The 14,818-nt window shown below is 60.5% G+C and carries 11 protein-coding genes, 1 other RNA gene and 1 pseudogene; 3 read left to right on the top strand and 10 right to left on the bottom strand.

Annotated elements, in window-relative coordinates:
• Positions 1-196: 196 nt before the first annotated feature.
• The 10 genes and pseudogenes from OKW29_RS30670 to ompA form a co-directional block, all read right to left on the bottom strand.
• A complete protein-coding gene (locus tag OKW29_RS30670; protein WP_429293687.1) occupies positions 197-2,950 on the bottom strand; it encodes a DUF927 domain-containing protein in 2,754 nt (917 codons plus the stop codon).
• Positions 2,943-3,311 (bottom strand): hypothetical protein, encoded by a 369-nt coding sequence (locus OKW29_RS30665; RefSeq protein WP_429293686.1) that lies wholly within the window; start codon positions 3,309-3,311, stop codon positions 2,943-2,945. Before OKW29_RS30665 ends, OKW29_RS30670 begins: the two co-directional genes overlap by 8 nt.
• 447 nt (positions 3,312-3,758) lie before the next feature.
• Positions 3,759-4,679, bottom strand: a complete 921-nt coding sequence (locus OKW29_RS30660; protein ID WP_429293685.1) for a BRO-N domain-containing protein — start codon at positions 4,677-4,679, stop codon at positions 3,759-3,761.
• Entirely contained in the window at positions 4,672-4,944 is a 273-nt protein-coding gene (locus OKW29_RS30655; RefSeq protein ID WP_429293684.1) for a helix-turn-helix transcriptional regulator, read from the bottom strand. The genes OKW29_RS30660 and OKW29_RS30655 overlap by 8 nt, the downstream gene beginning before the upstream one ends.
• 469 nt (positions 4,945-5,413) lie before the next feature.
• Positions 5,414-6,130, bottom strand: a complete 717-nt coding sequence (locus tag OKW29_RS30650) for a tyrosine-type recombinase/integrase (protein ID WP_429294973.1) — start codon at positions 6,128-6,130, stop codon at positions 5,414-5,416.
• A pseudogene (locus tag OKW29_RS30645) lies at positions 6,128-6,578 on the bottom strand (tyrosine-type recombinase/integrase); the annotation flags it as partial. The pseudogene OKW29_RS30645 and the gene OKW29_RS30650, both read right to left, overlap by 3 nt.
• Positions 6,579-6,841: 263 nt before the next feature.
• Positions 6,842-7,211: a transfer-messenger RNA gene (gene ssrA, locus OKW29_RS30640) on the bottom strand.
• Between the two features lie 144 nt (positions 7,212-7,355).
• A complete protein-coding gene (gph, locus tag OKW29_RS30635; protein WP_184011034.1) occupies positions 7,356-8,069 on the bottom strand; it encodes a phosphoglycolate phosphatase in 714 nt (237 codons plus the stop codon).
• Between the two features lie 41 nt (positions 8,070-8,110).
• Positions 8,111-8,809 (bottom strand): bifunctional 2-polyprenyl-6-hydroxyphenol methylase/3-demethylubiquinol 3-O-methyltransferase UbiG, encoded by a 699-nt coding sequence (ubiG, locus tag OKW29_RS30630; protein ID WP_184027677.1) that lies wholly within the window; start codon positions 8,807-8,809, stop codon positions 8,111-8,113.
• A 235-nt stretch (positions 8,810-9,044) separates the two neighbouring features.
• Positions 9,045-9,692, bottom strand: coding sequence for an outer membrane protein OmpA (ompA, locus tag OKW29_RS30625; RefSeq protein WP_090801331.1), 648 nt, complete (start codon positions 9,690-9,692; stop codon positions 9,045-9,047).
• Between the two features lie 475 nt (positions 9,693-10,167).
• Between ompA and gyrA the strand changes: the two genes are divergently transcribed.
• From gyrA to serC, 3 genes are all read left to right on the top strand, one after another.
• Positions 10,168-12,798 carry a DNA gyrase subunit A gene (gene gyrA, locus OKW29_RS30620; RefSeq protein WP_429293683.1) on the top strand — a complete coding sequence of 877 codons (2,631 nt, stop codon included), beginning with the start codon at positions 10,168-10,170 and terminating at the stop codon, positions 12,796-12,798.
• Between the two features lie 124 nt (positions 12,799-12,922).
• A complete protein-coding gene (locus OKW29_RS30615) occupies positions 12,923-13,528 on the top strand; it encodes a DUF2059 domain-containing protein (protein WP_184027684.1) in 606 nt (201 codons plus the stop codon).
• Positions 13,529-13,734: 206 nt separating this feature from the next.
• Positions 13,735-14,817 carry a 3-phosphoserine/phosphohydroxythreonine transaminase gene (gene serC / locus OKW29_RS30610; protein ID WP_429293682.1) on the top strand — a complete coding sequence of 361 codons (1,083 nt, stop codon included), beginning with the start codon at positions 13,735-13,737 and terminating at the stop codon, positions 14,815-14,817.
• Position 14,818: the final 1 nt, after the last annotated feature.

Below are 14,818 nucleotides of genomic sequence, written 5' to 3'. Positions count from 1 at the left end.
CAGCAAGGGATTCAGGGTTGCACATTGGTTACACTCGGGTAAAAAAACGTGTGCAACCGGCGGTCAGAAACCAAAGACGGTTACACGGGCGACTAACGATGTGTAACTAGTGTGTAACCACCAAATCCGCCATGGATAAGGCTTCAAAAGAATCGGTTACACGCTTACACCGGTTACACACATATATTTCTACGCGCTAGCGAACGTCATCATCCTCGTGTTCAATTTTGCGGACGATGCTGATGAATTTGTAGAAGCGATCGGTCGCACCGCGCATGCCAGGAATCTTGCTTGTCGTAGTGCATCGGTTCTGCTTATCAAGCACAAGCATTCCGTGCTGGGCTAAAACCTTCCCCATACCCGTTTTGTGAAACCCGCTTGCAATTTCGGCTTCGAACACCCCTCTCAACACGAGCCAATACGTCGCGCCCAAGTCGTCTTTCTTCAGATACCCGGCATTGTTGAAAACCATCCGGCTCATATCGTGATCAAGCCCTTCGCGACAGTCTGCGAAGCGCGTGTACGCGTGCGCTCCGAACCATTGCTCAGCCTGATCTAACATCTGCTCGTCTTCTCGATTACCCACACCGAAGCCCGCCATCCATTCCGAAAGACAGCGCATCACGGCCTTGCGCCCATCGTCGGGCTCCCATCCGGTTAGACCAATCTCCGTCGCAATCTCAAGCGCGTCGGCTACGAGAGCAAAGCGCGCTGCCACACGCCGCACCTGACCCGACGCGCCCTTGGGTAGATCGTCATGAACGCGCTTGATAGCGACACGCAGACGGGCCGCAACGGCTTCGCGATTCGCGGCGACATGCAGGACGAACGCGCGGCCAACAGCGCCATGGTTGCTCCTTGTTGCCTCGTCAAGGGCATCGGCAAGCAGGCCGCTATCGGCATATCCGTTCAGTTGATCGAACGCGCCGAAACCTTTTCCGGCATCCGCGGCCAAACTCGCGAGCCGGACTTCCTGACCCGCGCGTGCTCGATGCCCGCCTGCATTCATGAACCCTGCAAGGTCAACCTCGCCCGTGGACAGCACCAGAACGCGCCAGCGGGCTTGATCGCGGTTGCCGCCATCCCTCGCGCCTTGCATCCGTGACACGCCGTTGAAAACCACGTATGAAGCCCGCGCGACGGCATCCGCAGTGCCTTGGCCTAGGCTCATCGAGCAGCATGAGCCCTGTTGGCGGGGTGCTCCCCATACCGACCCACCGACCTTTGCCGAAGTGGTTTTGCCGGACCCGGACTTTCCGAAAAGATGGATGCCGCCCGACTCCAGATCCACAAAGCTCAATAGCGGGGCCGCAAGCGCCACGCCGATAGCGAGCATGGGCCGCGTGTTGCCATGGGCAAGGCAAGCAACAGATTCACGCCAGCTTTCGACCGTTCCCGTGGAGACATATGCCGCTGCCGCGCTCCGGTCGCCGTTGAAGAAAACCGGTGAACTCGGCTTGCCAAGCACTTCGCCGGAAGGAGTGATGTATCCGCCATGCTGCCAGCCGCCAAGCGCCGTCACGCGGTGTAGCTCGTCGCTACCGTGCGCCTGCAAAAATTCGGCGAGCAACTCGTTCTTCTGCCGCCCCGTGGAGACTGCCAGCCCGAGTCCACGCAAACGGGACCAACCTTCGCGCTCGCCGACTTCGGCAAGTGGAAAGGCAATGCTCCGCTCGGTCCCGCTTCCACGGCTGCGCCAACGGAGAATCCGATAGTTCTGCCCGGAATCGTCCTCACCTCGCCCGATGATTTGCAGTTCGTCGCACAGTTTGATCGGCGGCAATTCAACGTCTTTTTCGGACTTGCTGTCGTGCCGGACGCCGACGTAATGAACGCCATCGTCAGACACGACGTAGCGCGCGTGCGGGCCGCTATTGTCTTCTGACGGCGGCGGCGTGACGAGGCTTTGTGTCTTGCATACAGCCGCATCAGCAACGGCGTTGATGGCGTCGCGCACGGCATCAGCACCACGCAGCACGTGCAGGTCATTGAAGTCCGTCAGACCCTCGCCCGCGCCCGGCCCAAAGTCCGGCACAGCCAGCGCGCCACCGACCTCCTGAGCGGCTTCCCGCGCCTTTTTCTCGCCATTGCCCATATCACCCAACACGATCATCATTGCGTCAGGATGGGTCGTGCGCAACGACTGCACGACCTTCAGCAAATTGCCGCACGACAGCGCCGCGACAGCCGGATATCCCGCGCAGGCGTGAGCGCTCATGGCCGTCGCCACGCCTTCGGCAATGAGGATGCGATTGGTCGTATCCGGGATACGCGCGACAGACCAAAAGCCGGAAGACTTCATGCCACCCTTCAGGGCCGTCTTGCGACCGTCGCCGTCGATGAATTCGAGCGTCGAAAGGTCCGAACCGACCTTCACGGGCACGCAGAGAATGCGGCCCGACAGCGGCTTGCCGGACGATTGCGGCGCGTAGTCGATGAGCGCGCGCAGGGCATCGGCGTCGATCTCACGCAGCGTGTCGACGGCGGCAAGGCCCTTGCGCTGCAAGTAAGGATGGTCGTTGAAAGCAGGCGAAGCCTCTTTCCAGACAGCTTGCGCTCGCTTCGCCGCTTCAACCGCTTCACTGGCGCGCTTGGCTTCGGCACGCTCGTTGTCGGCGGCGCGCTTAGCCTTCGTGCGCTCAACTTCCGCGCGGTCGGGTATGTGGCGCAGGCCGTCATCGGCATAGCCATGCCGCTTGGCGTAGTGGAAGAGCGTCCCGACAGTGATTCCTCTGCCCGGCTTGTAGTAGTTCCACGTCGAGCGGGCGTTGGATTCGACGTAGGACTTGCCTCCTTTGCTCCAATCGTCAAACACCGCGAAACCTGCATCGCCGAGCCCATCCTTCAACGCAGCGGCGACACGTGCCCAATCTTCGTGGGCAAGGTCGGGAGGAATACAGGCGAGCGCTGCCTTGATGCGCTCGACCTCGTTCAGATGGGCTTCAACCATCGGTAGCCTCCTTGCCTTCTACCGATGCAGGGCGCGCTTCTGCCGGATCGGCCAGTGCGGCGACCTCGATCCATTCGGCGAAGCGTTCCGCTTGCTCGGCGAGCATGTCGGACGACGCCTCAGCGAGCGCGAGCAGGGCGTCCGCCGTCGTCGCATGAATCAAATCCGGCTCGCCACGCTCAGCACGAAGGCTCTGCGCGCGTGCAATGCGGACCGTGGCGGCGACGCCTTGAAACACCGCGTGAGTACGCACAAGGTGCGCGACAAAGGGGCCGACGGTCACGCGAGCTTGGTAGTCCAACGAGCCAACCGCATCGCCCACAGGGCCGTGATCGCGTTCGATGAAGGGCAGCTTATGCATGGCGCACCTCCGCACGGGCGATTTCGGCAAGGCGAACAAGGGCTTGACCGGCCAGGTCCAACGCGTCGTAGACGGTCGGCGCGGTCGCGGCGTCGCGCATGGCGCGGTTGACGATTTCGAGGGTAGATTCAGTTTGCTCAGGACGAGCGGGAGCTTGGCGCGTGGTGCGACCTCTTCGGTTTGCGGTTAATCCGCGTCCCACTGTCAAATGGGGTGGGCGGGCACAAGGCAGGGTTGACAGACCGGCAACCGAAGGAACCGGCGCATCCGAAGATGCCCCCGCCAAGGCCCGCCCATTGAAGAAGGCGCACGAAGGCGACACGCACAAAAAAGCCGCTATGCGCGGCTGTGCGCTTCGATTGTTCGGGCTGTCAAACCCGGTACCTGTTGTCTCAGGCACGTGCTCAGTATATCCGAACACGTCAGGCTTACAAGCACGGGAATGCATTACGCTCCCTCCGTGTCAGCATTGCGCACGATATCGAGCAGATCGGCGAAACGATGCTCATACCAGTGCGGCTGGACTTCACGCGGGCATTGCGGGGACGCGATGTTTTTGCCGAACTTGAGACCCGGCCCCACGATAACCCAGAAGCCTTTAACGCCGTCCGGATGGCGCGTGCTCGGCTTCGTCTTGCGGGAATCCCTCCGCATGAACCCCAGGCTCGCCAAGGCGACATAAAAGGCTGTCGCGCCCATTTCCACGCCGGTCTCTTTAAGCAGCACCGTCGCGCTCTTCGTGACCTCGCTGGAGGTAGCATTCGGGTCCGGTGCATCGACCGTGTAGCTCGGCAACAAGCCCCGGTCGAGACCGTGATTCTTGGCAACACGCTGGAGCGCGGCGAGCTTGCTAGACGGCGAATAATTAAGCAGGGTCGCGGCTGCTTGGACCAACGCGAGGTCGCCCGTTGCCGTAACCTGAGTTGGCACGGCAGGCACGGGATCGGGCGCGGCGGGCATGGTATAGGCTCCCGTCTTGCGGATCGACGGCAACACTTCACTACGAACCCACTTGGCGAAACGCTTTGCTTCGGGCTTGCGCGAGCGCATCACAAGCGCATAGAAACCGGATTCCGTGATGCAATTGGTCGGACCGCCCGGCAACCCTATGTTAAACATAGCCTTCTCGTCGTCGTCCAGGGGCTGTACCGCTTGCGTCGGGTTCGCGATACCCAGCACAGCGCACACATCGACGACGACGAACCAAGTCAATTCATCGACCGTTACGACGATGCGAACGGCAGCGCCGCCGAACAGGAACACGCGCGTATCAGGCGCGGCACTGCAGCTAATCGCACCCATCAGAACGGCTTTAGCGCGAGAGTCGTCGCCAACCACGACGACCGGGTTGGTTTTGCTCTTAGCCATTTGTGGCCTCCGGGGCGCGGTAGCCCATCGGATTTTCTAGCCAGGCAAAAACGTCCGCATTATAAAAACCGATCGAGCGCTCGGATAGTTGGACTTTTGGCGCGAATCGACCCTCCGACAATTTTTTGTAAATTGTCGAGCGACTAAGACCCGTAATCTCCATCACGCGTTTCATGCGCAGGATTTCGAGCGTGAGCTTGCGCTCGGCATCGACGGCGGCTTTCTTATCTTCCGCCTGCCCAGGCTGATTTGCAGTCTTTTTCAATGACGCACCCATTCATTAGCGTAGGTTTGCCCGTCGGGACAATTTTCAGTTGTCCTAACGGAGTTAATTAATGCCTGACGTGGCATCGCGCGCAGAAGGTCTACTCGTTGCATCTGGAGTCTTCGGTGTACTCCAACGTCCGCACAGGTGCGACTATGCCAAGACGATTATCCCGATGCAAGCCCCATATTCTATCTAAGTGTTTGAATTTACGAGGAAATATCAGCTTTCCGATATTCTTGATCAGTCAACCAATCGCTATGTTGTTGACGTCAAAAGATTTCGCACGATGCGAAAGCTATCGAACATGGCCCGAAAAAATTTGGCGACCGTGATGAATCGATCCGCGAGCCCGGCCAAAAAAATGGAGGTGTTGCGAGTCGGACACTGGCATTCGCGAAGGGATTACAGCGTTCGCGCGCGCCGCGCTTTGATCGGCGGCGCAAGCACGGAAGGTTTGCTTGGCGGGCTACCGCGCCGCCTTCATCGGAATGACGGTCGCGTCAGATTTAAGCTTGTCGAGGTAATCCGCCCATTGTTGCATCAGGTCGCGGCGTGCATCCAGCCATGTCACGCGGTTGTATGCCGTGCCAAGGGAGTCGCGCACGGTATGACTCAACTGCATTTCGACCACTTCGGCGGGGATGCCTAAAGCCTCAATCGCCAGCGTGCGCGCGGTTGCCCGCCATCCATGCGGTAGTGCGGTGTCGGCGTCGATACCCATGCGCTTGAACGCGCTGCTCAGGGCCATGTCCGACATGCAACGGTCCGTGCCACGAAGGCTCGGGAAGACGAAGCGCCAGCGTCCTGTAAGCATGTGCAGATCGCGGAGTATTGCAACGGCTTGACGGTTCAACGGCACAAGATGGTCGGAGCCGTGTTCTTTCCCGGCCAGTCGTCGTTTCATCCGGGTGGCAGGAATGGTCCACAGCGCCGCCTCGAGATCGAATTCGGTCCATTCGGCCCGACGCAGTTCGCCTGGTCGTTGGAACAGCAAAGGAGCAAGCCGTAGTGCCGCCGTGACTGTCGCTGTGCCTGTGTAGGCATCACAGGCGCGTAACAGTGCACCAACCCCAACAGGATCAGTGACGGCAGCGTGATGCCGTTCCGGAGCGGTGGGAAGGGCGTCGCGCAGGTCGGCGGCGATATCGCGGGTCGCGCGTCCTGTGCTGATCGCGTACCGCATCACCTGACCGACCAGCACGCGCACCCGGTGCGCGGTTTCGAGCGCGTCTTTCTTCGCAATCTGCCTAAGCACGTCGAGGACAGCAGGGGATTCCAGCGAAGCAATCGGATAGCTCCCGATGTACGGAAAGACGTGCAACTCCATTCGGCGAAGGTTGCGCTGTGCGTGCGAGGGAGAAATTGTCGGTGCGAATGCCGCCCACCATTCACGCGCGACAGCTTCAAAGGAGTTTTCCGCATTCAGGCGAAGGGTGCGCTTTACAGCTTGCTTTTCCGCAGACGGGTCTACGCCATCCGATAGCGTGGCGCGTGCACTATCCCGGCGTGCCCGCGCTTCCTTTAGCGAGATATCCGGGTAGGGTCCGATCGTGTATGTCTTTTCCCGGCCCGCGAACCGATACTTGGAGCCGCCAGTACCTGCCGCCATTCGGGCGCACTTCCAGATACATGCCCGCGCTGTCGGCGAGTCGATATTGCTTTTCGCGCGGCTGGGCCGTTCGCACTTGGATATCTGTCAGCGCCATTGCCTGTCTCACATCGTCGTTCGGTCGGGGGTACCGAATTCTGGAAGTGTCGAGGTGCCCCTAGCTTTACCCCCTAGGTACCCAGGATGATTGGGTACCTCTCCGGACACTACGGGACGAAAAAAACCCCGCAGACGCCAGTCTAACGGGGTTTTAAGAACTTCGGCGAACATCGCTGAACAAGATATTGGTGGAGGCGGCGGGAATCGAACCCGCGTCCAGAAGTCCTCTACGACCAGTTCTACATGTTTAGTTCTGTCTTTTGATTTAACCGCAGCGACGCGGACGAACACGCTGCGCTACGGCGATTCACTAAATTTTCGACCCGGACGTCGTGACGCCGCCAAGGCTTAACTGACGTATATGACCTCTGTCGGTATTGCTACCGGTCTTGCGACACTAGCCCGTCAGTGAACTAGGCAGAGGACGGCGGCCCTTAGGCTGCCAGTGCGAACGTATCGTCGTTTGCAGTTACGTTTTTCCCATTGATTAACGAGGTGACGGGTCCTCGACATGCCCTAGCCGCTTCGCAACCCCTGTCGAAACCAGGTCGCCCCCGCGGTTCGTTGCTCACATATGTGAGCCAAAGGAGATTTTACAATAGATCGAGGGCCGCGTCGTGCGTCTTTGGTGGCTGCTGAATGGTGCAAAATGGTTAACAAGAGTGCCGGACGGGACCTTCAGCCGATCTGTCTGACTTTGTCAGCCGATGTCGCGCAGCAGGGTTTGCAACTCGGCCGTCGATTCTACGACGTGTTGCGCGTGCCACCGTGTCGGCGGAATGTCGTTGCCGCAATAGCCGTACGCCGCGGCGACGGTCTTCATGCCGGCGGCAAAACCGGCCTGCACGTCGCGCAGATCGTCGCCGATATAGACGACGCGCTCCGGCGCGATGTCCAGCTCACGCGCCGCGTGCAGCAACGGCGCGGGGTGCGGCTTCGAATGCGGGGTCGTGTCGCCGCTCACCACGCAACCGGCGCGCTCCTCGAGCCCGAGTTGCGCGACGAGCGGCTCGGTAAGCCGCGCGACCTTGTTCGTGACGATGCCCCAGCGCACGCCGCGCGCGTCGAGTTCGTCGAGCACTTCCGCGATACCCGGAAAGAGCGTCGTCTCGATGCACAGATCTGCTTCGTAGTTCGCGAGAAACTCCTCGCGCATCGATGCGAATTCGTGATGATCGGGCCCGATGCCGAACGCCCCGCAGATCAGTCCGCGCGCTCCGGCTGAAGCCAGCGGGCGCAGCTTCTCGAGCGGCACCATCTCGAGCCCCCGGTCGTGGCGCATCTTGTTGACGGCGGCCGCGAGGTCGGGCGCCGTGTCGGCAAGCGTGCCGTCGAGGTCGAAAAGCACGGCGAGGCAAAAGCCGAGCGTGTCGTCGTTGTCTTCGCGTTGCGGCAGGGGAGTCGGGTCGCTCATTGTTCGTTTCGGATACGGCGGATCGGGGCGGTTCGGGCAATTCAGGCGTCGCGGCGACAGGCGAGCATATAGTTGACGCTCGTGTCGGACGACAGCGCGAAAAGCTTGCTGAGCGGGTTGTACACGATGCCCTTGATGTCCGCCGTGCGCAGCTCGGCGGCGCGCACGAAGCCGGCGAGCTCCGACGGGCGGATGAAGCGCGCGTAGTCGTGCGTGCCCATCGGCAGCATTCGCGCGATGTATTCGGCGCCGATCACCGCGAACAGATACGACTTGACATTGCGGTTCAGCGTGGAGAAAAACACCCAGCCGCCCGGCTTCACGAGATTCTTGCAGGCCTCGACGATCGCGGCCGGCCTGGGCACGTGCTCGAGCATTTCCATGCAGGTGACCACGTCATAGGTGCCCGGTTCGCGTGCGGCCAGCGCCTCAGCCGCGATTTCTTCGTAATCGACGGTTACACCGCTTTCAAGACTGTGAAGATCGGCGACACCGAGTGCCTGCGTCGACAGATCGATGCCCTTCACATGAGCGCCCAAACCTGCCATCGATTCCGACAGGATGCCGCCGCCGCAGCCGATATCGAGCACCTTTTTGCCGGCGAGATGGGCGTGGGCGTCGATCCAGCTTAGACGAATCGGATTCAGTTCGTGCAGCGGCTTGAATTCGGCGTTCGGGTCCCACCAACGATGCGCGAGGTCGCTGAATTTCTGTAGTTCGTGAGGATCGGCGTTGGTCATGGTGAAGGCTGCCTCGATGAAAGCGGTGAGCGGACGCTCGAGGATAAACCCTGAGTATATAGGGCGAGAGAAAGAGCGGCAAAAGCGCGTCGGGTAGCGGGCGCTGATGCAAGCTGCGAGCCGCTGGTAGCGGAGCGGGACGCTCCTGCGTCGCGCATCACGTCAGGTCGCGGCACCCGCGCATAAAAAAAGCCCCGCCGAAGCGGGGCTTTCGATACTGCGGTAATTTTCCAGCTTACTGCTTCGGCGTACCGACAACTTCGACTTCCACGCGGCGGTCCGGTGCGAGGCAGGCGATGAGTTGCTTGCGGTTCTTCTGGTTGCAACCGGTGGTAACCGGGTTGCGCGGACCCTTGCCTTCCGTGTAGATACGGTTGGCTTCGACGCCCTTGCTGACCAGGAAGGCCTTCACAGCTTGAGCACGACGCAGCGACAGACGGTCGTTGTAGGCGACGGAACCGATACGGTCGGTGTGGCCCGTAGCGACGACGACTTCGAGGTTGATGCCCTGGATCTTCGATGCCAGTTCGCTCAGACGTTCCTTGCCGGCCGGCTTCAGGATTGCCTTGTCGAAGTCGAACAGCGCATCAGCTTGATACGTAATCTTTTCGCTGGAGATAGCCGGAGGCGGAGGGACCGGTGCCGGCGGGGTCGGAGCCTGAGCAACCAGAGCGCCGTCGCACTTGGCGTTAGCCGTTGCGGGCGTCCAGAATGCATCGCGCCAGCAAAGCTCGTTCGTGCCGTTCATCCACACGTATTCGCCAGTACCATTCACCCAGTTGTCGTTGGTAGCTTGTCGCGACGCCGGCACCGACTGCGCCATGGCGGATGCAGCCATAACTGCGGTAGCTGCAATGAACGCGAGCTTTGAAAGTTTATTCATATTTCTCCTCTCGAAATTGAGATTACCGCAGGTTTACTGCGAGCCTGTTGACGAAGACCAGTCATACATTGCTCGAAGTATAACATTGGTGCGGAACAAAAACCGTTTGTGTAGACTTCGAGCAGTGTCTGACTCTTTGTGCGTTGGCATTTTGCCATATCGTTCCCTTCCGACGAAAAAAAAATCCGCCCCCGATCAAATCCCCCTCCAATTGTGGTGCATGCGCAACAAATGTTTTCGTCTGAGCGGTCCGCCGGCTCTGGCTGAGCGGCGAATTGGTCCCACGCAGGAATCGAGCCTGACGAGACTGAAATTGTGCGATCGGCGAGCTGTTGGCGGGTGCCTCTCTAATATGTATACGTACCTTCGTCGGGCGTGGATTCGTGGCATGTTAGAATCGCGTGATGCGTTGCGCCTGCAATGCTTACGCGAAGAAGCGGCGAAACCCCGCCTTCGCACGTAAAAGATACGGATAATGGATCAATTCGCCAAAGAGACTCTGCCAATCTCCCTTGAGGAGGAAATGCGCCGTTCGTATCTCGATTACGCGATGAGCGTGATCGTAGGGCGAGCGCTTCCCGATGTCCGCGATGGCCTGAAGCCGGTGCACCGGCGCGTGCTGTTCGCGATGCACGAGCTGAACAACGACTGGAACCGCGCCTACAAGAAGTCGGCGCGTATCGTCGGCGACGTCATCGGTAAATACCATCCGCACGGCGACACCGCTGTCTACGACACGATCGTACGGATGGCGCAGGACTTCTCGCTGCGCTACATGCTCGTCGACGGCCAGGGGAACTTCGGTTCCGTCGACGGCGACAACGCCGCGGCGATGCGTTACACCGAAATCCGCATGGCGAAGATCGGCCACGAACTGCTGGCCGACATCGACAAGGAAACGGTCGACTTCGTGCCGAACTACGACGGCAGCGAGAACGAGCCGGCCATCCTGCCCGCGCGCATCCCTAATCTGCTGATCAATGGCTCGTCCGGCATCGCGGTCGGCATGGCGACCAATATCCCGCCGCACAACCTCAATGAAGTCGTCGACGCGTGTCAGCATCTGCTGAAAAACCCGGAAGCGACGATCGACGAGCTGATCGAGATCATCCCCGCGCCCGACTTCCCGACCGCCGGCATCATCTACGGCGTGGCCGGCGTGCGCGACGGCTATCGCACCGGTCGCGGCCGCGTCGTGATGCGCGCGCTGACGCACTTCGAGGAAATCGACCGCGGCCAGCGCATGGCGATCATTGTCGACGAGCTGCCCTATCAGGTGAACAAGCGCTCGCTGCTTGAGCGCATCGCCGAGCTCGTCAACGAGAAGAAGCTCGAAGGCATTTCCGACATCCGCGACGAATCCGACAAGAGCGGCATGCGCGTCGTGATCGAGCTGAAGCGCGGCGAAGTGCCCGAGGTCGTGCTGAACAATCTGTACAAGGCGACCCAGCTTCAGGACACGTTCGGTATGAACATGGTCGCGCTCGTCGACGGCCAGCCGAAGCTCCTGAATCTGAAGGAAATGCTGACGTGCTTCCTGTCGCATCGCCGGGAAGTGCTGACGCGGCGCACCGTCTACGAACTGCGCAAGGCGCGCGAACGTGGTCACGTGCTCGAAGGTCTCGCGGTTGCGCTTGCGAACATCGACGAATTCATCGCGCTCATCAAGGCCGCGCCGACACCACCGATCGCCAAGCAGGAGCTGATGTCGCGCGCGTGGGATTCGTCGCTCGTGCGCGAAATGCTGTCACGCGCCGAGTCGGAAAACGCGTCGGCGGGCGGTCGCGAAGCTTATCGTCCGGAGGGACTGAACCCGTCGTTCGGCATGCAGACCGACGGCCTTTACCGTCTGTCCGATACGCAGGCGCAGGAAATCCTGCAGATGCGCCTGCAGCGACTGACCGGTCTCGAGCAAGACAAGATCATCGGCGAATACCGCGACGTGATGGCGCAGATCGCTGACCTGCTGGACATTCTGGCTCGCCCGGAACGCATTTCGGCGATCATCGTCGACGAACTCACGTCCATCAAGGCCGAATTCGGCGATGCGCGTCGCTCGAAGATCGAGTTGAACGCGACCGAGCTGAACACCGAAGACCTGATCACGCCGCAGGAAATGGTCGTGACGATGTCGCACGCGGGCTACGTGAAATCGCAACCGTTGTCCGAATATCGAGCCCAGAAGCGCGGTGGTCGTGGCAAGCAGGCCACTTCCATGAAGGAAGACGACTGGATCGACACGCTGTTCATTGCCAATACGCACGACCACATCCTGTGCTTCTCGAACCGCGGCCGTGTGTACTGGGTCAAGGTCTACGAAGTGCCGCAGGGTTCGCGCAATTCGCGCGGCCGGCCGATCGTCAATATGTTCCCGCTGCAAGAAGGCGAAAAGATCACGGTCGTGCTGCCGGTCAAGGAGTTCTCGGCCGACAAGTTCGTGTTCATGGCGACCGCGTTGGGAACGGTAAAAAAGACGCCGCTGGAAGCATTTAGCCGGCCGCTGCGCAAGGGTATTATTGCGGTCGGTCTCGATGAGGGCGATTACCTGATCGGCGCCGCGATCACCGACGGCCAGCACGACGTGATGCTGTTCTCGGATTCGGGCAAGGCAGTGCGCTTCGACGAAAACGACGTGCGTCCGATGGGCCGCGAGGCGCGCGGCGTGCGCGGCATGCAACTCGAGGACGGCCAGAACGTGATCGCGTTGCTGGTGGCCGACGACGAGCAACAGTCGGTGCTCACCGCAACCGAGAACGGCTACGGCAAGCGCACCCCAATCACCGAGTACACGCGTCACGGCCGCGGCACGAAGGGCATGATCGCAATCCAGACGTCGGAGCGTAACGGCAAGGTCGTTGCCGCGACGCTGGTGGACCCGGAAGCGCAGATCATGCTGATTACCACGACGGGCGTGCTGATTCGCACGCGCGTGTCGGAAATTCGCGAAATGGGACGCGCAACGCAAGGTGTTACACTCATCAGCCTTGACGAAGGGACCAGGCTGTCCGGTCTGCAGCAGGTAGCGGAGGCCGAGGGCGAGTCGGAAAGCGATTCCGACGGCTCCCCTGAAGGTGATAACGGCGGTGAGGGCGGCGGCGCGGCTTGATCCGTGCCAGCGGCTTTCAGTCTCAGTTAATACGTTGAAGCTACGCTGCGGGTCACCGCGTATCGGGCCGGTACGCTTTCCCGTGTGGCGTGCAGTTCAAGTTAATTTCTCTTAGGGAGTAGTGATGCAAAAACGATTCAAACAACTGATGTTGCTGGCTGCCATCGTGCCGACCTTCGCCATGGCTCAAGCGCTGCAGAACCAGGCGCCTGCGGCTCCGGCTGCCGCAGCAGCACCGGTTGATCCGGCCAAGCAAGCTGCCATCAAGGAGCTGCTCGACGCCATCGATGCGCAGAAGCTGGTTGGCGCAATCGGCAACAGCGCGCAGATGCAGGCCAAGCAGCTCGTTCCGGCAATCCTGTCGGACGCGCTGACCGAGAACAAGACGATGACGGACAAGCAGAAGCAGGCCGCCGTGCCGACGCTGCAAAAGAACGCGGTGCCGAAGCTGGTGGACAGCGCGGGCCAGGTGTTCGCGACCGACTCTTTCCGTCAGGACGCGATGCAATCTCAGTACGACGCGTACGCGAAGTACTACAGCACGTCGGAAATCAAGGATCTGACCACGTTCTACAAGAGCCCGACCGGTCGCAAGTTCATCCAGGTGCAAGACCAGGTTGGCCGCGACGTCGTGAACGGTCTGATGCAGAAGTACATGCCGGAATCGATCAAGGCAACGCGTGACCAGGCCGACAAGGAAGTCGCATCGGTCAAGCCGGCTGCCAAGTAAATTCCGCTCGCAGGCTGCACTGATCAGCCGGCCTGTCGTCGCGCCCGCTGGGCCACCCGGCGTGGCGGGTTGGCGGCGACAATGCGATAATGGTCGTTTGCGCACTGGCGCAGACGGCCATTTTCTTTTTCGGCGAGCCATTTCGCAGTTCTTTTCGCCGATTCCCGCGCGACTTCGTTATTTCGCGCCCGCTTCCAGGACCTCACATGCGCGTCTTTAATTTCTCCGCCGGCCCGGCGGCCATGCCCGAAGAAGTGCTGCGCCAGGCAGCCGACGAGATGCTGAATTGGCAAGGCAGTGGTATGAGCGTGATGGAAATGAGCCATCGCGGCAAGGAATTCATGTTGATCCACGAGGAAGCGCTGACCGATCTGCGCGAGTTGCTGCGGGTGCCGGCAAGCCACCGCATCCTGTTTCTGCAGGGCGGTGGACTCGGCGAAAACGCGATCGTGCCGATGAACCTGCTCGGCTCGAAACCGCGCGCGGATTTCGTCATCACCGGCTCGTGGTCGGAGAAATCGTTCAAGGAAGCGCAGAAATACGGCAGCGTGCATCTCGCCGCGACCGGCAAGACAGCCGAGGGCTTCACCCGCGCGCCGGCGCGCTCGGAATGGCAGCTGTCGGACGATCCGGCTTACGTGCACATGTGCACCAACGAGACCATTCACGGCGTCGAAACCTTCGAGATTCCCGACCTCGGCGATACTCCGCTCGTCGCGGACGCGTCGTCGCATATCCTGTCGCGCCCGATGGACATCGCCAAATACGGCGTGCTATTCGGCGGTGCGCAGAAGAACATCGGCATGGCCGGCGTGACGGTCGTGATCGTGCGTGAGGACATGCTCGATCGCGCGATGCCGATCTGCCCGTCGGCGTTCGAATGGAAGACCGTCGCCGAGAACAATTCGATGTACAACACTCCGCCCACCTACGCGATCTATATCGCCGGGCTCGTGTTCAAGTGGTTGAAGAAGCAGGGCGGCCTCCTGGCGATGGAGGCACGCAACCTCGAAAAATCGAAGCTGCTGTACGACACGATCGACTCGAGCAGCTTCTATCTGAACAAGGTCGAGCGTGGCTCGCGCTCCCGGATGAACGTACCGTTCTTTCTCGTCGACGAGTCGCGCAACGAAGATTTCCTGTCCGGCGCGAAAGCGCGGGGATTGGTGCAGCTAAAGGGCCACAAGTCCGTCGGCGGCATGCGGGCGTCGATTTATAACGCCGTCCCGCTCGAAGGCGTCAAAGCGCTTGTCGAATACATGAAGGAATTCGAACAGCGCAGTGCCTGAG

The sequence above is a fragment of the Paraburkholderia sp. CI3 genome, from assembly GCF_050436505.1.
Lineage (GTDB): Bacteria > Pseudomonadota > Gammaproteobacteria > Burkholderiales > Burkholderiaceae > Paraburkholderia > Paraburkholderia tuberum.
This window is presented reverse-complemented; position numbering and strand designations above follow the sequence as displayed.